A 24,188-nucleotide genomic window follows, 5' to 3' on the forward strand; every position below is an offset into this window, starting at 1 on the left:
TTGAGCGCCCGGGCGGCGCGGACGGACAGCGGCGGCGCAGTCGTCGGTACGCTGTGTCGGTGACCTCGAGCCCCTCTCCCGCGCCCCGCACCCCGCGACGCGACGATCCGAGGATGCACACGGTCGAGATGGCCGCCGTGCACCTCGAGGACGTCATCGATTCCGAGACGCTGGGCTCCGGGCCGGTTCGCGCTCCACTGACCTGGTGGCAGACCGCGCTGCTGGTCGCGGCAGGTGGTGCGCTCGGAGGAATGCTGCGATTCGCACTGTCGGCGTTAGCCCCGACGGTCACCACTCCCACGCTGGTCGAGGTGCCCTGGGCGACGTTCTGGGTGAATCTGCTCGGCTGCCTCGCGCTCGGCGGGCTCAACGGCGCGCTCGAGGTGCGGTCGGGGAGGTCCTGGATGCAGCCGCTGCTGGGCACCGGCCTGTGCGGGGGCTTCACGACCTTCTCTGCCGTGGTGCTCGAAGGGTCGGCGATGATCGGCGCCGACTTCCCGCTGCTGGCCCTCGCCTACGGGGCGGCGACGGTGCTGCTGTGCCTCGGCGGCCTGATCGTGGGACTGATCCTCGGTCGGCGCTTCGCCGCACCTCGTGAAGCCTCGCTCCGTGATGTTGAGTCCCGTGATGCAGCGGCCCGTGATGCTGGGCCCCGTGATGTCGCCCCTCGCGATGCTGATGCGGAGGGCCGGGCATGAGCGCGGGGATGTATCTGCTGGCCGCGCTGCTGGTGGGGATCGGCAGCGGACTCGGGGCCGTCGCACGGTGGGGTCTGCGAGAGCTCATCACCGCCGTGGCCGCAGCGCGCTCCGCTGGCGGCAGCGAGCGGCTGCGCCCCTGGTCCACCTTCGGCGCCAATCTCATCGCATGCTTCTTGATCGGGATCGTGGTGGCGAGGTTCGGCTCCGCGACAGGGACCGGCGAGTTCGTCTACCTGCTGCTGGCGGTCGGTTTCTGCGGCGGCCTGTCCACCCTCTCCACCGCGGCCTTCGACATCGTCGAGCTGGTGCGCCACACCACCTTCTCCCTGGCCCTGGCCTATCTGATGCTGAGCGCCGGCGGCGGGATGGCGGCGCTGTGGCTGGGGTTGGTGATCGCGTCATGAGCACGTCTGTCGCGCAGCGTTCGCGGCCCATGCTGATCGTGATCCTCGGGGCCGTCTTCGCCCTGCTCGCCGGGTTGTCGGTGCTCGCCGCCGATGCTGCGGGCGGCGGCAACCTGGTGCTGCTCGATGCCGGGCCGATCGCCCGCCACGGCGCACCGGTCGCGGCGACTCTCGCCGACCTCGCCGCAGCCCTCACCCTCGGCGGTGCGGTGATCGCCGGCTGGCTGCTGCGTGATGAGGCGGACCGTGCCCGGGTGCTGATCGTGGTGGGAGTGGCCGCCGCGATCACCACCCTCGCCCGGGGAGCCTCCCTCGCCTTCTCCTATGCGGTCGCGACCGGGCAGCCCGTCGGCTCGCCGCGCTTCGGGTCCGATCTCGGTGTCTTCGTCGCCACCGATCTGGGGATCTGGCTGCTGACGGCTCTGGTGGTCGCCGCGGCCACCACCACCGTCGCGGTGCTCGGCAGCTCCGTCCGCATCGCACGCACGGTCGCGGTGCTGGCCGGACTGATCTCCTTCTGCGCTGCGATGACGGGCCACGCAGCCGGCGACGAGACCCACGAGGTGGGCACCTCGACCATGCTCATCCACCTGCTCGCTGTAGGGATCTGGCTGGGAGGGCTGGCCGTGCTGCAGCTCCTCCCGGACCGCGGACGCGATGACGGGGCCGTGGTGCGCGGCTACTCGCACCTGGCGCTCATCTGCTGGGTGGCGCTCGCCCTGAGCGGGGTGTGGGCGCTCGCGGTGAGGATGAACCATCCCGGGGAGATCCTCACCAGCCCGTATGTGCAGCTGGGGGTCGCCAAGGCCGTCCTGCTGCTCCTGCTCGGCGGCCTCGGGGTCCTGCAGCGCCGACAGATCGCCGAGGGCTTCGGCACAGCCCCGGATGCTACCCGGGGCGCCGTCTCGAAGGATGCGGGCAAGCACGCACGAGCCACCTACCGGCGCCTCGCCGTGCTAGAGCTCGCACTGATGGGACTCGCTGTGGCACTCGCCGCCGCGATGAGCTCCTCCCCACCACCCGCCGAGGCGGGGACTCCGCCCGGGGGCACCGCCGGGGTGCTCACCGGCTACCCGCTGCCGGCGATGCCGGAGGTGTCCAGCGTGCTCACCGCCTGGCGGCCTGATCCCTTCGGGATGGCGCTGGCCTGCGCGCTGGCGCTGGTGTGGTGGCGGCCCCGGGCGCCCCGTCGTCCGCGCACACAGAGCCTCCGCCTGCTGCTGGGCGCAATGGTGCTGGTGCTGATGACCAGCGGACCGTTGAACGTCTATGGCAAGGTGCTGGTCTCCGCCCACGTGCTGCAGCATGTGCTGCTGATGGTTCTGGCCGGGACGCTGCTGGGCAGCGTCGGGGCCGTTCCGCAGCGTCTGCGGGCACTGGTCGAGGACCGCTGGTGGGTGGCGATGCTGCTGGCCCTGGCCGGCCCGTTGCTGCTGATCCTCGGCTACGTCAGCCCGTTCCTCCGGCTCGCGCTGGACGGGCATGCCGCGCATCTGGCGCTGCAGATGCTGGCACTGGCCGGAGGAGTGCTCACCGCGCTCGCCGTCCGGGCTGTGCCCGTCACGGTTCGGCCCTGGCAGCGCCTGCTGCTGCGCGGGGCTCCGCTGCTGCTGGGTCTCGGCACCGGGGTCGCGCTGCTGCTGACCGACTCATTGCTGGCGGCGAGCTGGTTCGGAGCCACGGGCCGCACCTGGTGGGCTGATGCGCTCGCGGATCAGCAGCGCGCGGGCATCGCGGTGCTGGTGGTGGTGGCGGTCGCCGCGGTGATCGTGATGGTGCCGCGTCGGCGCCGCTCAGATCCTGCCGCCTGAGGCGGCGTCGGCGAGCCTCGTGACGGCCTGGCGGCAGCCGGGCCCTGGAGAGCGATGGCCCGACGGCCCCGCTGCCCGACGGCCCCGCTGCCCGACGGGCGTGCTGCATGACGGGCCTGCTGCGTGACCGCGCTGCTGCCTGACGGCCGTGATGCATGACAGGCCCGTCGGTCCAGTGGGCCGACGGGCCTGGCGAGGTCGAGATCAGGCGAACAGGCCCCGCACTGACCTCAGCCGCGCCAGCAGGGTGTCGCGGTCCGCTGCCGGAACCAGCTTCTCGCCGGTCTCGTGCGTCGAGGCTGCGCTGCGGATCGTGACGCGGTTCGCGCCGACCACGCTGCCGAGCCGGCCCAGCAGCCCGCTCCCGGCGCGTGGGTGGGTGACCGGGACCGCGGATTCGGCACCGGCGCGCAGGCGACGGAACTGCTCGACCGCAGAGGACGAGGAGCCGTCGCGGGTCGCAGCCATCATGTATGCGGCGATATCGGCCTGCTCGACCAGGATCGGCAGCACCCCACCCGCAACTCGCTGCTGGCCCAGGATCACCAGGTCGTCGCGGCCACGGGCGAAGGCGCCCAGGAACAGATCGAGGTCGCCGTCGGCGGTGCGCGGCACCACGTCCTGGGGGAGATGATCGGCACCGGACTCGTATCCGGTGGCGAGCACGATCAGATCCGGGGCGAAGCTCTGATGCCCGGCATGGGATCCGGTGCCGAGATGGGTGACGATGCCCTCGGCATCGATCCCGGTGACTTCCCCGGCAGGGGTGATCCGCCCTTCACGCACCCGGTCCAGCACATCGTCGGAGACGATCACAGCATCCTCGAGCAGGGGCGCCACCGGGGCGGGCAGGCCCATGGAGGCGGGGTCGCCGACGGTACGGCGGATCAGCGTCTCGGCAATCTTCGCGTTGAGCCCTCCGAGCGCGGCGGGCTCGCGGGAGGCGGCCACGTCACCGGGGGTCCCGGCGATGCGGCGCGGCACCACCCAGTGGCCGGTGCGCATCGACCAGCGCACCTCGAGGGCGCGCCGGGCGGCGTCGACCGCGATATCGGCGGCGGACTGGCCCGAGCCGACCACCAGCACCCGCTGGCCCTCGAGCCCGTCGGCCCCGTTCCAGTCCTTGGAGTGGATCACCCGCACCGTCGCCGGGACGGTCTGCGCCCAGTCGGGACGGTGGGGACGCTCGGAGATGCCGTGTGCCGAGATCACCGCGCGGTAGATCCCGATCTCGCCAGTGGACAGCTCCACCTGCCACACCCCCTCCTCGAAGGGGCGGGCGGAGCGCACGGCGGTGTGCGGGCGGAAGTGCTCGGTGAGGTCGTGGCGGGCCGCGTAGGCGCGCAGGTACTTCGCCATCTGGGTGGGGGAGAGGAAGTCCGGGTAGGAGACCGGCTGCAGCAGGTCCTCGAACTGGGTGTGCTCGCGCGAGGAGATCATCTCCATCGTGGGCCACACCGGAGAATCCTCCCGCTCGGGGTCCCAGATCCCGCCGACGTGCTTGGCGCGATCGACCAGGTCGAAGGGCACCTCGAGCGCCTTGAGCGCCGCAGCAGAGGCGAGGCCCGCAGGCCCGGCGCCGATGATCAGCACCTTCTCGCGGGTGGGGATCTGGTCGTGGAGATCGGGCATCGAGGGAAGCCTTCTTCCGAGTCGGGCGGCACGCGGTGCCCGGTGCAGAGCCGGGCACCCGGCTCAGCAGCGGGCGGACGCTGGCCATCCTATCGCCGCGCCGCATGCAGGACGCCCCCTCGGCGCGAGCGTGACCGACGGGACGTCGGCGAGGCGCCGCAGGCTCAGGTCACGGCCGTGACCACGGCGGAGACGCCCAGGGTGACGATGATGGTGCTGGTGACGTGCGCGAGGATCACGTGATGGCGCACCAGGCGCCGGGCGGGTGCGGTCAGCGGGGTGAGATCGCCGGTCCCGGAGGAGGCCTGGATCAGCACCGCCCCGTAGACGTAGTCCCCGATCGTCCGCTCCGCGCCGGGAGTCCCCGGCAGGGAGAACGCCGTGCCGCGAGAGTCCTCGGCGGCGTACTCGGCGGCGAAGGTGATCACGGTGCCGATCCACGCTGTCGCCACCGCGACCGCCGTCAGCGCGAGCAGCGCGGCGATCGGCACCTCGGGCGGGGGCACGATGAGCAGCAGGGCGGCGATCACCGCGATCATCAGCATCTGCGCGACTTCGCTGAAGGCGCTCGAACGAGCCATGTACCAGCGATAGAAGCGCACATGGCGGCGGGCCCGGGGCAGCCGGGCGGCGGCGAGCATGCGGTGCCGCGGCTGATCGGTCAGAGCCCACAGCGTCAGTCCCGCGAACGCCAGCGAGTACACCGACATCACCACGATGAGCAGGATCAGCAGCAGCGGCAGCTCCATCTCGGTGGAGCCGATGCCGGAAAGGGCGGCGGAGAGCACCAGCACGACGGCCACGCCGATCACCACCGAGAGCAGCAGCGCCGCGAACAGGCGCAGGTTCTCCGAGAGCATGCGCCGTCTCCACGACCTGCGGTGCCGGGGGAGCCGTCGCCGTCGGCGAGGCGGAGTCGCGACGGGGATCGGCTCCGCCGGTGCCGGTGCCGGTGCCGGTGCCGGTGCCGGCGGCTCTGCCTGCTCCGAGGGCTCCGCTCCGGGGCCGGGGAGGTCGGCCGGCGGGGAGGCGTTCATGGCAGAAGGGTAGCGGCTCGCTCCCTGGCCAGGAGCAGCGCCCCGGGCAGCCCGGTGGGGGCGGCGCGGAAGGAGCGGCCCTGGGACCGCAGCGCCGCGGTGACCGCGTCGTGGAACGGGCCCGGCCCGGTCAGCGCGGAGCCGGCGAGCACCACCGGGAGGCCGGCTCCGGGATCCAGGGCCTGCACGGTCTCGAGCACGTGCCGGATCGCGAGATCGAGGATCTCGCCGGCCACCGGGTCCTCGGCGATGTTCCCCGGCAGGCGCGCGAAACGGCCCAACGCTGCGGGCGCGCCGGCCGGGAGCTGCTCGTCCAGGGCGCGGATCAGGTCCTGGCGCGGGTCACCGGTGGGGGAGGGAGGGTTCTGCCCACCCCGCAGGTCCAGGCCCAGCATCTCGCCGACCTCCTCAGTGAGCCGGGTGTGCGGGCCGCGGCCGTCGAGGTCCGCGGCGACCGCCTCGAGCGTGCGGCGTCCGAGCCAGACGGCCGAACCGATATCGCCCAGCAGCCAGCCCATTCCGTCCCGGCGAGCCACCGCCTCCCGCTCCTGGAAGCGGACCGCGACCGCGCCGGTCCCCGCGAGCACCAGCAGGCCGTCGTCCCCGACGCCCCCGGAGAGGAAGGCCGTGTGCAGGTCATCGGTGATCAGGATCCGCTCCTCGCCGATGCCGAGCCCGGCGAGGCGCTCACCGACGGCGCGGCGCACCTCCGCCGCCCGCGCCGGGCCCGCGCCCGAGATCCCGAGCGCCACCGCGGCGAGCTCTCCGTCGTGCCCCAGCTCCCGCCGGCCGCGAGCCAGGACCTCTTCGGCCGTCCGGGCGATGTTGTCGAGCGCGTCCGTCCCCGAGGAGCGCAGATTCGCCCCGGGCCCCTCCGCCTCGGCGACGATCGCCCCGGCCAGCGGCGCGAGAACCAGGCGCGAGCTGGTACCGCCGATGTCCCCCGCGATCACCAGGGTGCGGGTGGTGGGTGGTGGAGTGCTGCTCATGGGACCTCCCTCGTCGGGGTGCTCATCGTAAGGGCCGGGCGTCCTAGCCTGGCCGTCAGGGACGATGCGGGAACGATTCCCGCACGCCCCGCAATCATGGTAACTTCTATCAAGCAATGCCTCTAGTGGAGGTTACTTTCATTGTGGTGATCGACTTGTTCGGCGCGGACGACGGCTTTCGGAAGTCGCCTCGCCAGAACGTTCCCTCATACAGAATGAGCGGGAATGCTCGGAGTCACTCCGCTCCCCGCTCGATGGCACCCTGGAAGGAATGATGAACGCTCCGAACCCGCCCTTGCCCGCACCGGACGACACCGCCTGGCGCTCTCTCGTGGCCATGGCCTCGCCCACCGAGGCCCGCAATGCACGCAGCCTCGAGCTGGATACGCTGGACGCAGGGCCGCTGGTGGAGCTGATCCTCTCCGAGGATGCGACGGTGGCGGCGGCGGTCCAAGCCGTCAGCCCGCAGATCGCCCAGCTCGTCGAGGAGTGCGTCCGCGCGATCGCCGGCGGATCCACCGTCCGCTATGTCGGCGCCGGGACTTCCGGACGTCTGGGCGTGCTGGACGCCGTCGAGCTCATCCCCACCTACAACGCGGACGACACCATGGTCGCCGCCTATCTTGCCGGCGGCGAGACCGCCATGATGCGGGCCGTCGAAGGTGCGGAGGATGACGAGGAGGCCGGAGCCCGACTGGTCGCCAAGGAGTCCGCACCCGGAGACGTGATCATCGCCCTCGCGGCGAGCGGTCGCACGCCCTTCGCCGGCGGAGCCCTGCGTGAGGCCCGGTCCCGCGGGCTGCGCACGGCGCTGATCTCCACCAACCCGTTGGCCGAGCTGGCTGGCAGCGCCGACCTCGCGATCCTGCCCGACGTCGGCAGCGAGGTCGTGACCGGATCGACCCGCATGAAGTCCGCGACGGCGCAGAAGCTCGTGCTCAACGCCCTCTCGACGGCGACGATGGTGCGGCTGGGCACCACGTACTCCAACCTGATGATCAACGTGCGGCCCACCAACCACAAGCTCGTCGCCCGCACTGTGCGCATGCTCGTGCAGGGCACGGGCGTCGACGCCGAGGCCGCGGCGGAGATGCTCCAGGCCGCGGATGGCGACGTGCGCGCGGCTCTGGTGGCGCTGCTCGCGGGCAGCGAGGTCGCCCCGGCCCGTGCGGCCGCCGCCGCTTATCCGCCGGATCCCTCCCGCGTTGGGGACCCGGCCGGGATCCGCGCCGCGGTGGCCTCCCTGCTGACTTCGTCATGATCGCCGGCACGGGCGCGGCGGTGACCGTGCGGCTGCGCGGGCGCCTCGGCGACCTTCAGCCCAAGTTGCGCCGAATCGCGGAGATCGTGCTGCAGGATCCGTCGGCCGCGAGCGGGCTGAGCATTGGCGCGCTGGCCGCAGAGGCGGGATGCTCCGAGGCGACCGTCGTGCGCTTCGCGACGGAGTTGGGGTATAGCGGCTATCGCGAGTTCCGGCGCAACCTTCTGCATGAGGCCGCCATTGCGGATGAGCGCACCTCGCGGGGCGAGCTGCAGGGGGACATCGATCCGGATGACGACCTCGCCACGGTCGTCGGCAAGATCGCGGTCTCCGACGCGCGCGCCGTCGAGGACACCGCGCAGGCCCTGGACATCGCCACGCTCGCCGAGGTGGCCCATCGGATCTCCGCCGCGCCTCGCATCGCCGTGTTCGGCATCGGCGCCTCCGGCCTTGCGGCGCAGGACCTCCAGCAGAAGCTCATGCGCCTGGGTCTGAGCTGCAGCGCCCACCAGGACGTGCATGAGGCGCTCATCGTGGCCTCACTGTTGACGCCGGGGTGCGTGACGATCGGCATTTCAAACACCGGGCAGACCGCCGAGGTGATCGAATCCCTCCGGCTCGGAGCGGAGGTGGGTGCGACCGCTGTCGCTATCACCAACGCCCCGAGCTCTCCGCTGGCGCAGTATGCGGATCATCTGCTGGTCACGGCCGCGCAGGAGTCGCTGCTCCGTTCCGGGGCGACCGCCTCCCGCATCGCGCAGCTGACGGTGATCGACTGCATCCTGGTCGCTGTCGCCCGTTGCCTGCCTGACCTGGGGCGCACCGCGCTGGAGACCACGCGCGCCGCCGTGGAGCGCCGCTCCCGCTGACCTTGTGCAGGACCCTCCTGGAGCTTGCACGCCCAAGTGTGGAACTTACTTGCGGGCAAGTCGGTCCAGCGTGTAAGTTTCCTCAAGAAGTGTGACCCACCACTCGCAGAGCAGGGAGTGCACGATGGCCGGCACCACCGGATTGGATCGCATCCTCCGCGATCCGAACCTCCTCCAGCAGGTCCCCACGGCGCTGTGCGCCAACTACACCTCCGTCACCGCGGATCTCGCGCGAGGCGTCGACGCGCTGCACGCCGCCGGCATCCCCCTCACCGCAGTGCTCACCCCCGAGCACGGCTACTGGGGCGCCGCCCAGGCCGGCGAGAGCGACGGCGACGGCATCGACGAGGCCACCGGCCTGCCGATCCTCGACACCTACGGGGCCGAGGGCGCCGGGCTCGACGCACTGCTGCTGCGCTCCGGCGCCGCCCAGATCCTGGTGGACCTCCAGGACATCGGGTCCCGGTTCTACACCTACACCTGGACGCTGTTCGACCTGATGTGCTCTGCGGCGCGTACCGGCCTCTCCCTCGTCATCGCCGATCGACCGAACCCGCTGGGACGCCGGCGGCTCGGCCCCGGCCTGGATCCCGCCTGCGCCAGCTTCGTGGGTCGCGTCTCGATCCCGCTCCGGCACGGGCTGACCCTCGGCGAGCTCGCCCGCTGGTTCGCCCTCGAGCACGTCCCCCAGGAGACCGGCCGCCAGGTGCAGCTGGACGTGGTGGAGGTCGAGTCGCAGACGGCCACGTCGGCCCTCCCCGCCGCACAGTGGGTGATGCCCTCGCCCAACATGCCCACCGCCGACTCAGCCGCCCTCTACCCCGCCACCGCGCTGATCGAGGGCACACTGCTGTCCGAGGGGCGCGGCACCACCCGCCCCTTCGAGCTGTTCGGCGCAGCCTGGACCACGCGCGCCCTGGCCGAGGCGCTGCGGGACCAGGACCTCCCGGGCGTCGCCGTCCGCGAAGCGGTCTTCCGCCCCATGTTCTCCAAGTGGAGCGGCAGCACCGTCCATGGTGCCCAGCTCCACCTGCTCGACGCCGCACGCTTCGACCCGCTGCGCACCGCCCACGCCGTCCTCTCCACCGTGCGCGAGCTGCACCCGGACGAAACCCTCTGGCGGCAGCGCGGGCCCGACGAACTCGGCGGCGACCGCCCGCCCTTCATCGACCTGCTCTGGGGAAGCCCCGCCCTGCGCGAGGGCATCGACGCAGGCCTCGACCTCGCCCAGATCCTCGAGCGATCCCCCCGCTCACCGCAGCCGCCGTCCGCGGCCCTGCTCTACGAGACCACCCCGACGAACCCCCAGGAGGACACACTGTGAGAGCCCGGACCATCATGGCCGTCGGAGCACATATCGGCGACATGGACCTCGCCGCCGGCCCCATCCTCGCCCAGAACGTCCTGGACGGCGGGCGCTCGGTGCTCGTCGCTCTGACTCCGGGCGAGCGCGGCCACCCACGCCTGTCCGTGGACGAGTACCGCGCCCAGAAGATCGCCGAGACGCAGAGCTTCGCCCGCACCATCGGCGCAGAGGTCCACATCTTCGACGACCTCTCGGACGGATTCCTCGCTCCCGACGACGAGGTCGCCGACCGCCTCGCCCTGCTCATGCGGCAGGAGCGACCCGACCTCGTGCTGGCGCACTGGCGGCACAGCATGCACAGCGACCACGAGGCCGCCTCCGTGATCGCGGAGCGCGCCCGCTTCCTCTCGGGCCTGCCCGGCCATCGCGAGCAGGACGCCGCACGTCACGGCGTCGGCCAGCTCCTGCACACCGAGAACTGGGAGGACGCGGAGGACTATGTCGCCGACACCTCCGTGACGATCTCCGACGAGGCCTTCGCGCTCTGGCGGGAGGCGATCAGCGTCCAGGCTTTTGCCCGCGGCGAGACCTACGGCTTCCGCTACATCGACTACTACACCGCCCAGATGGCCATGCGCGGCTGCCTCGCAGGCACCACCCGCGCCGTCGCGCTGGCCGGCACCACCTTCCCCTCGATGGCGGCGCTGGCATGAGCATCGTCTACCGCGGCGCCGGGCCCGGCGACATGGAGCGGATCAGCGGGCTGATGACCCGCGCCATGCCGCGTGACGTGGTCTCCGCCGAGCGGCTCGGACGCAACCTCCTGCTCGAGCCGAACCACGACCCCCGAGGGCTGATCATCGCCGAGCACCCCGAGGACGGCGTGATAGGTGCCGCCTACGGCACCTGCGCCGAGCGCGGCGTGCCCGCGCTGCCCACGAGCGGCTACATGACCCTCGCCTGCGTCGACCCCGGGCATCGCCGCCGCGGGATCGGCCGCGCGCTGTTCGAGAGGGTTCGGGACCACCTCGCCGAGCGCGGGGCTACCAGCCTCACCGTCGCCGGCTACCCCCAGGCCTACTTCTGGCCCGGCGTCGACGCCGAGGAGCACCCCGAGGGGATCGCCTTCCTCGAGGCCTGCGGGCTCGCCCCCTCGGGGATGGCCGCCGCGATGAGCCTGGACCTGGACGCCTGGTCGATCAGCGACAGCGTCCGCGACCTGGTGCGCACGCGCCGCGCGGACGGGTTCCGCTTCGGTCCGGCCACGGTCGAGGACCTGCCCGAGGTGATCGCCTTCGCGAGCAACCGCCTCGCCCCGGACTGGGGAGAGGTCCTGAGGGAGGCCGCGCTGCGCGACCCCGCCGCCGTGCGCCGCGTCGTCGTGGCGAGGGATCCGCACGGAGCCGTCGCCGGCCTCGCGACCTATGGCGCCTATGGCGACACCTTCGAACGCTTCGGCCCCTTCGGGGTCGATGAGACCCGTCGCGGCACGGGCCTCGGCCGCATCCTGCTGAGCCTCACGCTCATGCAGATGCGCTCCGAGGCGGCGCACGGGGCGTGGTTCCTGTGGACGGGCGAGAAGTCCCCCGCAGGCCACCTCTACGCGAGCACCGGCTTCACGGTGTCCCGCCGCTTCACCGTGATGCGCACAGACCTGCACACCCCCCAGTCGGCGAAGGCGCCGAGGAACGAGGATCAACGATGAGACGTCGCACAGCACTGGCAGTCCCCCTGGCAGCCGCGGGACTGGCCGCGGTCACCGCGGGCTGCACCTCCGGCTCGAAGGGCAGCGGTGGTGGTGGCGGTGGCGAGGGCGGAACACTGCCGCCCCTGTCCATCCACGCCAACAGCACCAACACGTACCAGGCGAACTTCAACCCCTTCTCCGCGTCGATGCTGCACGGCACCCGCGGCTTCGTGTACGAGCCCCTGATGCTCAACACGCCGATGCGGCCGGGGGAGTCGATGCCCTGGCTCGCCCTCTCCCAAGAGTTCAACGAGGACGGCACCGTCGTCACCTTCACCCTGCGTGAGGGCGTCACCTGGACGGACGGCGAGGCGTTCACCGCCGACGACGTCGCGTTCACCTTCAACCAGATGGTGGAGTTCCCGGCGACCAACGCCAACGCCCGTCCGGTCGTCAAGGCCGAGGCCACCGGCGACCTCTCCGTCGAGGTCACCTTCGCCGAGCCCCAGTTCGCGTTCTCCGCCGCGATCGGCAACACCCTGATCGTGCCCGAACACATCTGGAGCGCGATCGAGGACCCGATCGAGACGACGAACGAGGAGCCCGTCGGCACCGGCCCCTTCACCCTCGACCGCTTCTCCGCCCAGCTCTACACGATGGTGAAGAACCAGGCGTACTGGCAGGCGGACGAGGTCTCCGTGACGGAGGTCCACTACCCGGCCAACACCACCGAGACCTTCAATACGGCCATGCGCAACGGCGACCTCGACTGGACCGGTGGATTCGTCCCCAACATCGAGCAGATCTTCATCGAGCACGATCCGGAGAACCGCGGCTACTGGTACCCCGGTGGCGGCCTGGTGACGCTGCTCTACAACGCCTCCAAGCCCGGGTTCGACGACGTCGCCCTGCGCTCCGCGATCAGCCTCGGCATCGATCGCGCCCAGCTCTCCGAGGTAGCGATGCAGGGATACACCCCCGCCGCGCACCCCACGGGCCTGCCGCTGCCGGCGTACGAGTCGGTGCTCGCCGACAAGTACACCGACGCGACGCTCGACTTCGACACCGCAGAGGCCAACCGCCTGCTGGACGAGGCCGGCTACGCCGCCGGTGCGGACGGCATCCGGGTCAGCCCCGACGGCGAGCGGATGTCCTGGAACGTCGAGGTGCCCTCGAGCTGGGCCGACTGGGTCAGCATCGTGCAACTTCTCGAGGAGCAGCTCGCAGCGATCGGTATCGAGGTCGTCCCCCAGGGCGTCGCCTTCGAGGCCTGGCTCGAGACCCGCAACAACGGGAACTTCGAGCTGACGCTGTCCTCCGTGGCGATCGGTCAGTCCCCCTTCGACATGTACCGCTCGCTGCTGAGCTCCGAGTACAGGGCCGAGGACGGCGCGGCGGTCACGCAGAACTTCGGCCGCTACTACGACGACGAGGCCGACGCCCAGCTCGCTGCCTATGCCGCGACTGAGGACGAGGCCGAGAAGCAGGCGGCGCTGGACGCGCTCCAGACCATCGTGGTCGAGGAGTTCCCCACCATCCCGCTGCTGCAGGCACCGAACTGGTTCCAGTACAACTCCTCGCGGTGGACCGGCTTCCCGTCCGAGGAGGACCCGTACGCCTTCGGCGCACCGTTCCAGTCCCCGGACAACCTGCTCGTCGTCCTGAACCTCGAGCCCGCCGAATGATCCCCCGGTGCGGGCACCCGGCCCCGTGTGCCCGCACCGCCCGACCACGCCCTGGAGACCTTGCATGAAGTACCTGCTGCGGAAGGTGATGCTGTACGCCTTCATCGCCTGGGCCGCGATGACCCTCAACTTCCTGATCCCCCGCCTGATGCCCGGTGACCCGGTCGCACTGCTGGTGGAACGGATGGAGGGGCGCATCGCTCCCGAGGCGATGGCCGCCATCGCCGAGAGCTACGGCATCACCGATGACCCGCTGCCGATCCAGTACATCACCTACATCGGCAACCTCCTGCGAGGGGATCTGGGGCTATCGATCGGCTTCCACCCGGTGCCGGTCGCGGACATCGTGATGCAGGCGCTGCCGTGGACGATCGGTCTGGTGGGCCTGACCACCATCATCAGCTTCGTGCTGGGCACCTCGCTCGGCGTGGTCCTCGCCTGGTGGCGTGGCCGCAAGAGCGACTACGTGCTGCCGATGCTGACCTTCTTCAACGGCGTCCCGTACTTCTGGATGGCGCTGATCCTGGTGCTGGTGCTCTCGGTGAACCTCGGATGGTTCCCCGTCGCAGGCGCGTACAGCAGGGCGCTGATGCCGGAGCTCTCGCTCGAGTTCCTCGGCTCGGCGGCCTACCACGCCATCCTCCCGGCGCTCACGATCGTGCTGGGCTCCTTCGCGGGATGGGTGCTGGGGATGCGCAACATGACCGTCTCCGTGCTCGGCGAGGACTACGTGACGATGGCCGAGGCGAAGGGGCTGCCGCGCAGGCAGGTCCTGTTCACCTATGCGGCCCGCAACTCGATCCTCCCGTCGGTCACCGGATTCGCGATGTCCCTGGGCGCGGTCGTCGGCGGATCGATGCTCACGGAGGTCATCTTCAACTATCCGGGTGTCGGATACACGCTCTTCCAGGCGGTCGAGAACCAGGACTTCCCACTGATGCAGGGACTGTTCCTGATCATCTCCCTCACGGTGATCATCGCGAACCTGCTCGCCGACATCGTCTACGTGTTCCTCGATCCCCGCACCCGTTCGGAGGCCTGAACCATGCTGCGCTCCATGCTCCTCCCCTCCTCGGGCAAGGTGCGGGTCGGTCTGCTGATCGTCCTGTTCTTCGTCCTCATCGCAGTGTTCGGCCCGATGCTCACCAGCTACGGTCCACGCTCCTCGGGTGCGGACCTCCTGCAGCCGCCCTCGGCCGCGCACTGGTTCGGCACCACCCAGACCGGCCAGGACGTCTACGCGCAGTTCGTGCACGGCGCACGGATCTCCCTGCTGGTGGGCCTGGTCGCAGGCATCGCCTCGCAGGCCGTGTCCGTGGTGATCGGCCTGGTCGCGGGCTACTTCCGCGGCGTCGTCGATGACCTGCTGTACATCCTGACCTCGGTGTTCCTGGTGATCCCGGGGCTACCGCTGCTGGTGGTCCTCACCGGCTACCTGCCCACGCGCGGCATCGTCTCGGTGGCGATCGTCATCGCGATCACCTCCTGGGCCCCCGCCGCCCGCGTGCTGCGCGCCCAGACTATGTCCCTGCGCAACCGCGAATTCGTCGAGGCGGCCCGCGCGACCGGCGAGTCCCGGATGCGGATCATCTTCTCCGAGGTGATGCCCAACGCGCTGCCCGTCGTCGCCTCGGGGTTCATCTTCTCGACCATCGGCGCGATCCTCGCCGAGGCCGGGCTGTCCTTCCTCGGCATCGGCTCGCTGACCACCGTGTCCTGGGGATCGATGCTGTACTTCGCCCAGAACTCGCAGGCGCTGCTGGTCGGCGCCTGGTGGTGGTTCGTCCCGCCGGGCCTCGCCATTGCGGTCATCAGCGCGGGCCTCGCGCTGATCAACTTCGGGATCGACGAGCACGCCAACCCCCGCCTGCGCACGGGCAAGCCCCGCCGTCGGCCCCGACGGGGTGCGCGCACCGCGCCCCGTGCACCGCTCACCGGTGAGGTCGTCCCCAGGCAGGACGAGGACCGGCTCGCGGCCGAGCCCTCGCGCCGGCCGGTGGACGTCCCCGGCGAACCGATCATCGTGGTGGAGGACCTCGTGGTGGACTACCCCACCGAGGACGGTCCGGTGCGCGCGGTGAACGGGGTGTCGCTGACGCTGCACCGTGGCGAGCTGCTGGGCCTGGCCGGCGAGTCCGGCTCCGGGAAGTCCACGCTCACCAACGCCATCACCCGGTTGCTGCGCTCCCCGGCGGAGGTCGTCTCCGGGAGCATCACCTACCACCGTTCGGAGGGCCGCGGGGAGGTGGACCTGCTCACCGTCCCGTACGAGCAGCTGCGGGTGCTGCGCTGGAGCGAGATCGCGATCGTCTTCCAGAGCGCGATGAACGCCCTGAACCCGGTCACCAGCATCGGGGCGCAGTTCGACGACGTGGTGCGGGCCCACCGGCCCCATCTCGGCGCCGCCGAGCGGGCCGAGCTCGCACGCACCATGCTGCGCCGCGTCGAGATCCCGGAGGACAGGATCACCTCCTTCCCCCACGAGCTCTCCGGCGGGATGAAGCAGCGGGTCGCGATTGCGATCGCCCTCGTGCTCGAGCCCGACGTGATCATCATGGACGAGCCCACCACCGCGCTGGACCTACTGATCCAGCGCGAGGTCCTCGAGCAGATCATGGCGCTGCGCGACGAGTACGGCTTCGCGATCATCTTCACCACCCATGACCTCTCCCTGCTGCTGGAGGTCTCCGACTCGGTCGCGGTAATGCGCCTGGGACGCCTGGTCGAGTACGGGCCGGCGCTCGAGGTCTACACGAATCCCGGCCATCCCTACACCGAGGACCTGCTGTCCTCCCTCGCCGATCTGGGGGCACTGCTGTGAACGAGCCCATGAGCACCACTCCGGCCGACGCGACAGCGTCTGATTCCGCGCCGTCCGGTTCCGTGCCGGTCGACCCTGCGCCGGCCGACGCCGCCGGTCCCGCGACACCCGGATCGACGCGGTCTGGCGAGCTGGTGCTCGAGGCGAAGGACCTGGTCAAGGACTTCCGTGGCCGACGCTCCGGGATGAGCCGGGAGCGCTTCCGCGCGGTGGACCATGTCTCCCTCGAGCTGCGCACCGGTCAGGTGACCGCACTGGTCGGGCAGTCCGGTTCCGGGAAGTCGACGGTGGGCCGGCTGCTCGCCCAGCTGCTCCCGCTCACCGAGGGGCAGATCCTGCTGCGCGGGGCGCCCGTCGCCGGAGCCCGCGGCCGGGCATTCCGCGAGTACACCGCGGAGGTGCAGATGACCCTGCAGGACCCCTTCGCCTCGTTGAACCCCGTGCACCGCATCTCCTACACCCTGGGCCGAGCACTGCGGATCCACGGCCGCGCCAAGGGAACGGCCGAGGTCGAAGAGCGGAGCCTGGACCTGCTGCGACGCGTGAACCTCACCCCGCCGGAGCGGTACCTGCATCGCTTCCCGCACGAGCTCTCCGGCGGAGAGCGCCAGCGAGTCTCCTTCGCCCGGGCCCTCGCAGCCGAGCCGAAGGTGCTGCTGGCCGACGAGCCCGTCTCGATGCTCGACGTCACCATCCGCAAGGAGGTGCTCGACATGATCGCGGAGCTCACCCGTCGGGAGAACCTCGCGGTCCTCTACATCACGCACGATCTCGGCTCCGCCCGGCAGTACTCGGACGAGACCTCGGTGATGCTCCACGGACAGGTGGTGGAGTCCGGCCCGAGCGCGCAGGTGATCGACGATCCGCAGCACGAATACACGAAGCGGCTGCTCGCCGCGGCACCGAATCCGCGCCGACGCCTGGACGCGCAGGCCCGCTGAGCGGAGACGGCCGGGCAGACTCCGCGGGGTGGAGGGAGCTGCGCAGGCCTGCGGGGCGGTGACGGTAGGACGAGGGCTCGGAGCGCGTGCAGTGCGCGCCCCGGGCCCCCGTCGGTTATTCCCTGGACCGGCCCCACCGCGGCGACGTAGCGTGACGGCCATGCGCCTGTGATCCGCTCCGTCGACCGCCGTCCCCTGGACCCCAGGAGCTGATCCATGCCCGCGCATCCCCTCTCGTCCCCGTCGATCGTCACTGCCTCGACGGATCCCGCCCTGCACCTGCGGGCCGACGGGCTCTCCTTCGCGTACCCCGACCGCCGCGTCCTCACGGACGTGAGCCTCGTGGTGCCCGCGGGCCGGCCCACCGGCCTGCTCGGTGAGAACGGCAGCGGGAAGTCGACCCTGCTGCGGGTCCTCGCCGGGCGCCTGCTGCCCGACACGGGGACCTTCGCGGTGCCCGGCCCGATCGGGATGCTTCACCAGGAGCTGCCGTTCTCTCGCGTCGCGACCCTCGCGGAGGTGCTCGCCGATGCTCTCGAGCGCTCACGCCGGATCGAGCAGGAGCTGATCGCCGCCGGCGAGGCGCTCGGGGCCGACGGGGGAGAACCCGCGGCCCACGCCGTCCAGCGCTACGATGCGCTGCTGGCCGAGGCGACCCTCGCAGACGTCTGGAACGCGGAGCATCGCGCCGCAGAGGTGATGGACGGGCTGGGCCTGGGGCAGATCGCCCCTGACACCGAGATCGGCCGGATCAGCGGCGGCCAGCGGGAGCGTCTCGCCCTCGCCCACCTGCTCATCGCCCGCCCCACCAGCTGGCTGCTCGACGAGCCCACCAACCACCTCGATGACTCCGGCGCCGCCTTCCTCGCCGCCGCGGTCGCCGCCCATCCCGGGCCGGTGCTGATCGCCAGCCACGACCGCGCCTTCCTCGACGACGCCACCGCCGCCCAGCTCGACCTCGATCCCGCTGAGACCCCGGTGACGGCGGAGTTCGGCGGGCTCACCGCGTACACCGGAGGGTTCAGCGACTACCTGCTGGCCCGCTTCGAGGCACGGGACCGCTGGGAGCACGGCTTCCGCACCGAGCAGGAGGAGCTCACGGTGCTGCGACAGGCGGTGAAGGACTCCGCGACCGTCGGCCATGCCGGCGCCGCACCGCGCACCGAGGCCCGCGCCTCCAAGAAGTTCTACTCCGACCGCAACGCCACCGTGGTCTCGCGGCGGCTGCGGGAGGCCCGTGCCCGCCTGGCCCAGCTCGAGGAGAGCCAGGTGCGCAAGCCGCCCGCCGAGCTGCACCTCACCCACCTCCCGCCCTCGACCGCCCGTGGAGGCCCCGGCGCTGTGCAGCTCGCGGTCAGCGGAGCCTCCCTCACCGGCCGCCTCGCCCCGACCTCCTTCAGCCTCTCGGCCGGTCAGCACCTGCTGGTCACCGGCGCGAACGGGAGCGGGAAGTCCACCCTGCTGGACCTGGTCGTCGGGGTTCTCGACCCCACCGCCGGGACCGTGGACCGCCCCGACGGCCTGCGCATCGGCCACCTCGGCCAGGATGACGTCCCGATCCCCGGCCAGACCGTGGGCCGGCATCTGCGCGAGGCCGCAGGCCTGGACCCGGCGGATGAGGGCACCGTCCCGGAGCTGTTCGGCCTCGTCCTTGCGCGGGACCTGCCCCGCCTGCTCGAGCTGCTCTCCCGCGGACAGCTGCGCCGGGTGATGCTCGCCGCCGTGCTGCTGGACCCGCCCGAGCTGCTGGTGCTGGACGAGCCCACCAACCACCTCGCCCTGGTCACCGCGACCCGGCTCGAGGCCGCGCTCGAGGACTGGGACGGCAGCGTGCTGATCGCCTCCCACGACCGCTGGCTGCGCAGCCGCTGGCAGGGTGAGCTGCTCGAGCTGCCTGGCTGAGTCCCGCCGAACGGAACCTGTTCATCCGCGTTCATCGTCCTCGGCGCGGTGCGCCCCGGCGGTCCAGGCTAGGGCCATAACCCATCGCAGGAGGAGCAGCGCCATGACCGAGCAGACGCAGAAGTTCGAGACCCTCACCATCCATGCCGGCCAGACCCCCGACTCCGATGCCGGGTCGCGGGCACTGCCGATCCACCAGACCACGAGCTTCGTGTTCCCGACGGCCGAGTCCGCCGCGGACCGCTTCGCGCTGGCCGAACCCGGACACATCTACTCCCGCATCAACAACCCCACCCAGGGTGCGGTCGAGGACCGGGTCGCCGCGCTCGAGGGCGGCGCGGCCGGCCTGCTGCTCGCCTCCGGACAGAGCGCCATCACCCTGTCGATCCTGAACCTCGCCGGATCGGGTGACTCCATCGCCGTCTCGCCGAGCCTCTACGGCGGCTCCTTCAACCTCTTCAAGTACACCCTCAGCCGCCTGGGGATCACCGCGCAGTGGGTCGCTGACCCCACCGACCCCGAGTCCTGGCGCGCCGCGGCCGACGAGACCACGCGGGCCTTCTTCGTCGAGTCGATCCCGAACCCCAAGCAGGACATCCCGGACCTGCGCGCGATCGCTGACGTCGCCCACGAGGTCGGAGTGCCGCTGATCGTCGACAACACCGTCGCGACCCCGTTCCTGCTGCGCCCGCTCGAGCACGGAGCCGATGTGGTCGTCCACTCCGCCACCAAGTTCCTCGGCGGCCACGGCACCTCGATCGCCGGCGTGATCGTGGACGGCGACAGCTTCGACTTTTCCGCCCACGCCGAGAAGTACCCCCAGTTCAACCAGCCCGATGAGTCCTACAACGGCCTCGTCTTCGCGGGCCTGCCCGCCGCCTTCGCGACCCGCGCCCGCACCAACCTGCTGCGCGACCTGGGCCCGGCCGTCTCCCCGTTCAACGCCTTCCTCATCGGGCAGGGCCTGGAGACGCTGCCGCTGCGCATGGAGCGCCACCTGGAGAACACCCGCAAGGTCGCCGATCACCTCGAGGCCGACGAGCGCGTGGCCTCGGTGACCTGGGCATCGCTGGACTCCTCCCCGTACAAGGCGACCGCGGACAAGTACCTCCCCCGCGGGGCGGGCAGCGTGCTCGGCTTCGTCCTGCCCGGCGGGCTCGAGGCCGGCCGGCGCTTCGTCGACGCCCTCACCCTCCACTCCCATGTAGCGAACATCGGCGACGTGCGCAGCCTCGTGATCCACCCCGCCTCGACCACCCACTCCCAGCTGAGCGAAGAGGAGCAGCGCGCCGCGGGCATCGAGCCGGGCTTCGTGCGCCTCAGCGTCGGCATCGAGCACATCGACGACATCCTCGCCGACATCGAGCAGGGGCTGGCCGCCGCCGGCGCCTGAGTCTCAGCCACGAGCAGCTGCTGGGGGCCCGCAGACGGGCCAGCGCTCGTGCAGGCGAGGGTGGATACCCTGGTGGGCATGACCCTCGAGCCTGTTGCACTTCTTTCCTCCCCGCTGGACCAGTGGCCCCCGCGCTGGTCGCCGAGCGGAGTGATCTTCGACTGCGATGGGCTGCTGGTGGACACCGAGAGCCAGTGGGTCGCGCTGCAGGACGACTACCTCGCCCGGCACGGCGCGGCCCTCGACCCGGAGACCCGCCGCGCGATCACGGGCCGCGCCGCCGAGCTGGTCGTGCTCACCATCGCGGACGTCGTGGACAAGGACCCGCTCCTGGTCGGCGAGGAGCTGATCTCCGCGCACCGCGAGCACGTCGGGGACCGGCTCACTCCGCTGCCCGGTGCGCTCGAGGCGCTGCGTGCGATGGCCGCGGTGCGCCCGGTCGCCGTCGCCTCGAACTCCCCGCGCGATCTGCTCGACGCCAAGCTCGACGGTCTCGGGATCGCCGACGTCGTCGACACCTCGATCGCGATCGACGACGTCGCAGAGCCCAAGCCTGCTCCGGACATGTATCTCGCCGCGGCCCGTGCGCTCGGCGTCGACCCCGTCGACTGCCTCGGCTTCGAGGATTCCGAGACCGGTGCGGAGGCCGCGCTGGCGGCCGGCCTGCAGCTGATCGCGGTGCCGTCGATCCTCGGCCAGGAGCCGCGCGCGTCGCGCCGACTGGCATCCATGGCCGACCCGGTGCTGAGCGGCTGGATCGCCGGCTGGGAGCTGCGGCGATGACCGGGGCCGCGATCCCGGCCCGTTTCGCGGAGGCATTCGGGGACTGGACCCCGCGCGCCGTCGTCTTCGACTGCGACGGACTGCTGCTGGACACCGAATCGGTCTGGCAGCGCACCGAGGACCTGGTCGTCGCGGCACACGACGCCCAGCTCCAGGCCGGCGACGAGGACGTGCTGCACGGCTCCACCATCGAGGCTGCCGCCGAGCTGATCTCACGCCGCTCCGGCCACGACGAGCAGGAGGTCCTCGCGGATCTCCACCGCGAGTTCGAGCGTGAGCTCTCCGCCGGGATCCGCACCATGGCGGGCGCCGAGGAGATCCTGCGCCTGGCGGGGGAGAAGGTGCCGCTGGGCTGCGCCTCGAACTCGTGGCTGGCCGCGTTGGAGGACAAGCTGACCCTCGGCGGGCTGCGCGAGAAGTTCGCGGTGCTCGAGGCCTCGGACACCGTCGAGAACGCCAAGCCCGCTCCGGACATGTACGCCGCCGCGGCCCGTGCCCTCGGCATCGAGCCGTCGGACGTACTCGCCTTCGAGGACTCGGGGACCGGGGCGCAGGCCGCGCGCGATGCAGGTCTGCGCCTGATCGCGGTCCCGGCTCCCGGCTATGACGCCCCGCCCGCGGATCTGGCGCTGACCTCGCTGACCGACCCCGACCTCGCGGCCTGGATCCGCAGCTGGTGAGCTGAAGGAGCCGTTCCGGCCGTCTCGCAGGGCGTGGGAACGACGTGATCGTCAGCGTGGTCGTCAGCAGGAGCGGGCACGCGGGAGAGCGGCCCGGATGTCCGCGCATGTCACCCGAGTTCGACCTGCGACGCCGATCCGGTGTTCACTGGTCCCCATGAGCACAGCGTCCGATCCTTCTGCGCCCCTGACCGCCCGCGCCCACGGCTCCGCCCTGCGCGGCCGCGGCTGGCTGAACACGGGAGGTGCGGAGCTCGACCTCGAAGCGCTGCGGGGGAAGATCGTCCTGCTGGACTTCTGGACCTTCTGCTGCGTGAACTGCCTGCATGTGCTCGACGAGCTGCGCCCTCTGGAAGAGAAGTGGGAGCAGGAGCTCGTGGTCATCGGGGTGCACTCGCCGAAGTTCGAGTTCGAGAAGGACCCTGAGGCACTGGCCGCCAACATCGAGCGCTACGAGGTCACCCACCCGGTCATCGATGACCCGGAGCTGGAGACCTGGAGCGCCTACGGGGCCCGCGCCTGGCCCACCCTGATGGTGCTGGACGCCCATGGCCGCATCGCCGGCAACCTCTCCGGTGAGGGGCATGCCGCGAACCTCGACCAGCTCGTCGAGCAGCTGGTCGCCGAGGGAGAGGCCGACGGCTCGCTGCGTCGCGGCCCGGCCCCCACCGTGCTCACCGAGCGCACCCCCCAGACCCTCCGCTTCCCCTCGAAGCTCTCGGTCCTGCCGGACGGGCGCCTGGTGGTCTCCGATGCCGGCCAGCACCGGCTGGTGGTCTTCCAGAACGACGGCACGACGGTCGACGCGATCATCGGGACCGGGACCCGCGGCCACGCCGACGGTGACGCCGAGATCGCACAGTTCGCCGAGCCCAACGGCGTCCTCGCGCTCCCTGACGAGATCGCCGCCGAGGTCGGCTATGACCTGCTGATCGCCGATACGGTGAATCACCGCCTGCGCGGGGTGAAGGTCGGCCAGGACCGCCTGCTGCGCTCGCGCACCGCGACCGAGGTGACCACCGTCGCCGGCACCGGTGCGCAGTGGATGCAGGGCGAGCCGCTGCCCCGGGGCGAGGGGGATGCACGCACCTATTCACTGTCCACGCCGTGGGACCTGACCTGGTCGCATGTGCTGAGCCGGGCGGTCATCGCGATGGCCGGCATCCACCAGCTGTGGACTTTCGACCCGGTCACCGGTGCGCTCATGGTGCTCGCCGGCACCACCCAGGAGGGCCTGGTGGACGGTCCGGCCGTGACCTCCTGGTGGGCCCAGCCCTCCGGGCTCGACGAGCTGCCCGACGGCCGCATCGTGATCGCCGACTCCGAGACCTCCGCCGTGCGCATCCTGGACCCGCGCACGATGCAGGTCAGCACCCTCGTGGGGCACGGGCTGTTCGACTTCGGGCATGTGGACGGCGCCGCGGACGTCGCGCGGTTCCAGCACCCGCTCGGGGTGACGGCACTGCCCGATGGCCGCATCGCGGTCAGCGACACCTACAACGGCGCGATCCGGATCATCGAGGAGCCGTCGGCCGACGGCGACCACGCCACCACGGGCGGCATCACCGCCCTCAGCGGCATGGTCGGGATCGCGGACCTTCCGGGCGCCTCGGGCACAGGCACCGCTGCTGGGGGCACCGCTGCCGGGGGGAACGGGGCCGGGGACGGCGGCGGGACCGCGCACGTGGTTACGGTCGCCACCGACCTCAAGGAGCCGTCGGACGCGATCGTCGGCCCGCCGGTGGACGGCATCGGTCAGCTGATCGTCGTCGAGTCCGGCACCCACCGCATCACCTGGGTGCCTGTGGCGAAGGCTGCCGAACGGATGATCGACCAGGGCGCTCAGCGCTCCGAACGGCCGGTCACCGAGGTGGGACCGGGCCCGCTCACCGTGCGAGTGCTGTTCACCCCGCCGCCGGGCCACAAGCTCGATGACTCCCTGGGCCCCTCGACTCAGGTGACCATCTCGACCACCCCGTCCTCGATGCTCACCGCAGGTGCCGGGGTGGACACCGCCCTCGAGCGCACGCTCGAGCTCGATCCCGCCTACACCGAGGGAGTGCTGCACGTCAGCGCCCGGGCCGCCTCCTGCGATGCAGATCCGGCGGTCGAGTTCCCGGCCTGCCACATGCATCAGCAGGACTGGGGAGTCCCGATCCGAGTCGTCGAAGGCGGACCGGATCATCTCGATCTCTCGCTGCTGGACTGAGTCGGTCCAGGACCCGGCCGCCGCCCTCCGCTATTCTCGTCCGCCGGAGCCCCGCTCCGGTGCGTTGACCTGCTCGG

Annotated in this window: 20 protein-coding genes; 17 read left to right on the forward strand and 3 right to left on the reverse strand. The window is 71.3% G+C overall.

Annotation, left to right across the window (positions count from 1 at the left end):
* Positions 1–59 precede the first annotated feature (59 nt).
* From ACT3SQ_RS06355 to ACT3SQ_RS06365, 3 genes are read left to right on the forward strand one after another with little or no spacing between them, the layout of a single operon-like run.
* A complete protein-coding gene (locus ACT3SQ_RS06355) occupies positions 60–698 on the forward strand; it encodes a fluoride efflux transporter FluC (protein ID WP_441443151.1) in 639 nt (212 codons plus the stop codon).
* A complete protein-coding gene (locus ACT3SQ_RS06360) occupies positions 695–1,105 on the forward strand; it encodes a fluoride efflux transporter FluC (RefSeq protein ID WP_441443150.1) in 411 nt (136 codons plus the stop codon). Before ACT3SQ_RS06355 ends, ACT3SQ_RS06360 begins: the two co-directional genes overlap by 4 nt.
* A complete protein-coding gene (locus ACT3SQ_RS06365; protein ID WP_444600947.1) occupies positions 1,102–2,916 on the forward strand; it encodes a CopD family protein in 1,815 nt (604 codons plus the stop codon). Before ACT3SQ_RS06360 ends, ACT3SQ_RS06365 begins: the two co-directional genes overlap by 4 nt.
* 204 nt (positions 2,917–3,120) lie before the next feature.
* Here the strand turns inward: ACT3SQ_RS06365 and ACT3SQ_RS06370 are convergent, their stop codons facing one another.
* The 3 genes from ACT3SQ_RS06370 to ACT3SQ_RS06380 form a co-directional block, all read right to left on the reverse strand.
* Positions 3,121–4,548, reverse strand: a complete 1,428-nt coding sequence (locus tag ACT3SQ_RS06370; protein ID WP_444600948.1) for a flavin-containing monooxygenase — start codon at positions 4,546–4,548, stop codon at positions 3,121–3,123.
* A 164-nt stretch (positions 4,549–4,712) separates the two neighbouring features.
* Entirely contained in the window at positions 4,713–5,408 is a 696-nt protein-coding gene (locus tag ACT3SQ_RS06375; RefSeq protein ID WP_444600949.1) for a DUF1345 domain-containing protein, read from the reverse strand.
* A 173-nt stretch (positions 5,409–5,581) separates the two neighbouring features.
* Positions 5,582–6,574, reverse strand: coding sequence for an N-acetylglucosamine kinase (locus ACT3SQ_RS06380; protein ID WP_444600950.1), 993 nt, complete (start codon positions 6,572–6,574; stop codon positions 5,582–5,584).
* A gap of 274 nt (positions 6,575–6,848) precedes the next feature.
* Here ACT3SQ_RS06380 and ACT3SQ_RS06385 point away from each other — a divergent pair, with 274 nt between their 5' ends.
* From ACT3SQ_RS06385 to ACT3SQ_RS06450, 14 genes are all read left to right on the forward strand, one after another.
* Positions 6,849–7,835 carry an N-acetylmuramic acid 6-phosphate etherase gene (locus ACT3SQ_RS06385; RefSeq protein ID WP_444600951.1) on the forward strand — a complete coding sequence of 329 codons (987 nt, stop codon included), beginning with the start codon at positions 6,849–6,851 and terminating at the stop codon, positions 7,833–7,835.
* Complete coding sequence (locus tag ACT3SQ_RS06390) at positions 7,832–8,704, forward strand: MurR/RpiR family transcriptional regulator (protein WP_444600952.1); 873 nt, start codon at positions 7,832–7,834, stop codon at positions 8,702–8,704. Before ACT3SQ_RS06385 ends, ACT3SQ_RS06390 begins: the two co-directional genes overlap by 4 nt.
* A 124-nt stretch (positions 8,705–8,828) precedes the next feature.
* Positions 8,829–10,028, forward strand: coding sequence for an exo-beta-N-acetylmuramidase NamZ family protein (locus ACT3SQ_RS06395; RefSeq protein WP_444600953.1), 1,200 nt, complete (start codon positions 8,829–8,831; stop codon positions 10,026–10,028).
* The gene (locus ACT3SQ_RS06400) at positions 10,025–10,723 is read left to right on the forward strand and encodes a PIG-L deacetylase family protein (protein WP_444600954.1); all 699 of its coding nucleotides are present in this window, start codon (positions 10,025–10,027) and stop codon (positions 10,721–10,723) included. The genes ACT3SQ_RS06395 and ACT3SQ_RS06400 overlap by 4 nt, the downstream gene beginning before the upstream one ends.
* Positions 10,720–11,715: a GNAT family N-acetyltransferase gene (locus ACT3SQ_RS06405; RefSeq protein ID WP_444600955.1), complete on the forward strand. Its 996-nt coding sequence runs from the start codon at positions 10,720–10,722 to the stop codon at positions 11,713–11,715. Before ACT3SQ_RS06400 ends, ACT3SQ_RS06405 begins: the two co-directional genes overlap by 4 nt.
* On the forward strand, positions 11,712–13,382 hold the full coding sequence (locus ACT3SQ_RS06410; protein ID WP_444600956.1) for an ABC transporter substrate-binding protein: 1,671 nt from the start codon (positions 11,712–11,714) through the stop codon (positions 13,380–13,382). The genes ACT3SQ_RS06405 and ACT3SQ_RS06410 overlap by 4 nt, the downstream gene beginning before the upstream one ends.
* 64 nt (positions 13,383–13,446) lie before the next feature.
* Complete coding sequence (locus tag ACT3SQ_RS06415) at positions 13,447–14,424, forward strand: ABC transporter permease (protein WP_444600957.1); 978 nt, start codon at positions 13,447–13,449, stop codon at positions 14,422–14,424.
* A gap of 15 nt (positions 14,425–14,439) precedes the next feature.
* Positions 14,440–16,203, forward strand: a complete 1,764-nt coding sequence (locus ACT3SQ_RS06420) for a dipeptide/oligopeptide/nickel ABC transporter permease/ATP-binding protein (protein ID WP_444600958.1) — start codon at positions 14,440–14,442, stop codon at positions 16,201–16,203.
* 8 nt (positions 16,204–16,211) lie between these two features.
* Positions 16,212–17,144: an ABC transporter ATP-binding protein gene (locus tag ACT3SQ_RS06425; RefSeq protein WP_444600959.1), complete on the forward strand. Its 933-nt coding sequence runs from the start codon at positions 16,212–16,214 to the stop codon at positions 17,142–17,144.
* 216 nt (positions 17,145–17,360) lie between these two features.
* On the forward strand, positions 17,361–19,046 hold the full coding sequence (locus ACT3SQ_RS06430; RefSeq protein WP_444600960.1) for an ABC-F family ATP-binding cassette domain-containing protein: 1,686 nt from the start codon (positions 17,361–17,363) through the stop codon (positions 19,044–19,046).
* 103 nt (positions 19,047–19,149) lie between these two features.
* Entirely contained in the window at positions 19,150–20,439 is a 1,290-nt protein-coding gene (locus tag ACT3SQ_RS06435; protein WP_444600961.1) for an O-acetylhomoserine aminocarboxypropyltransferase/cysteine synthase family protein, read from the forward strand.
* A 78-nt stretch (positions 20,440–20,517) separates the two neighbouring features.
* Positions 20,518–21,222: an HAD family hydrolase gene (locus ACT3SQ_RS06440; protein ID WP_444600962.1), complete on the forward strand. Its 705-nt coding sequence runs from the start codon at positions 20,518–20,520 to the stop codon at positions 21,220–21,222.
* A complete protein-coding gene (locus ACT3SQ_RS06445; RefSeq protein ID WP_442332775.1) occupies positions 21,219–21,902 on the forward strand; it encodes an HAD family hydrolase in 684 nt (227 codons plus the stop codon). Before ACT3SQ_RS06440 ends, ACT3SQ_RS06445 begins: the two co-directional genes overlap by 4 nt.
* Positions 21,903–22,059: 157 nt before the next feature.
* Entirely contained in the window at positions 22,060–24,111 is a 2,052-nt protein-coding gene (locus ACT3SQ_RS06450; RefSeq protein ID WP_444600963.1) for a thioredoxin-like domain-containing protein, read from the forward strand.
* The last annotated feature ends 77 nt before the right edge of the window (positions 24,112–24,188 follow it).

It is taken from the genome of Brachybacterium sp. AOP42-C2-15 (assembly GCF_052377065.1).
Classification (GTDB): domain Bacteria; phylum Actinomycetota; class Actinomycetes; order Actinomycetales; family Dermabacteraceae; genus Brachybacterium.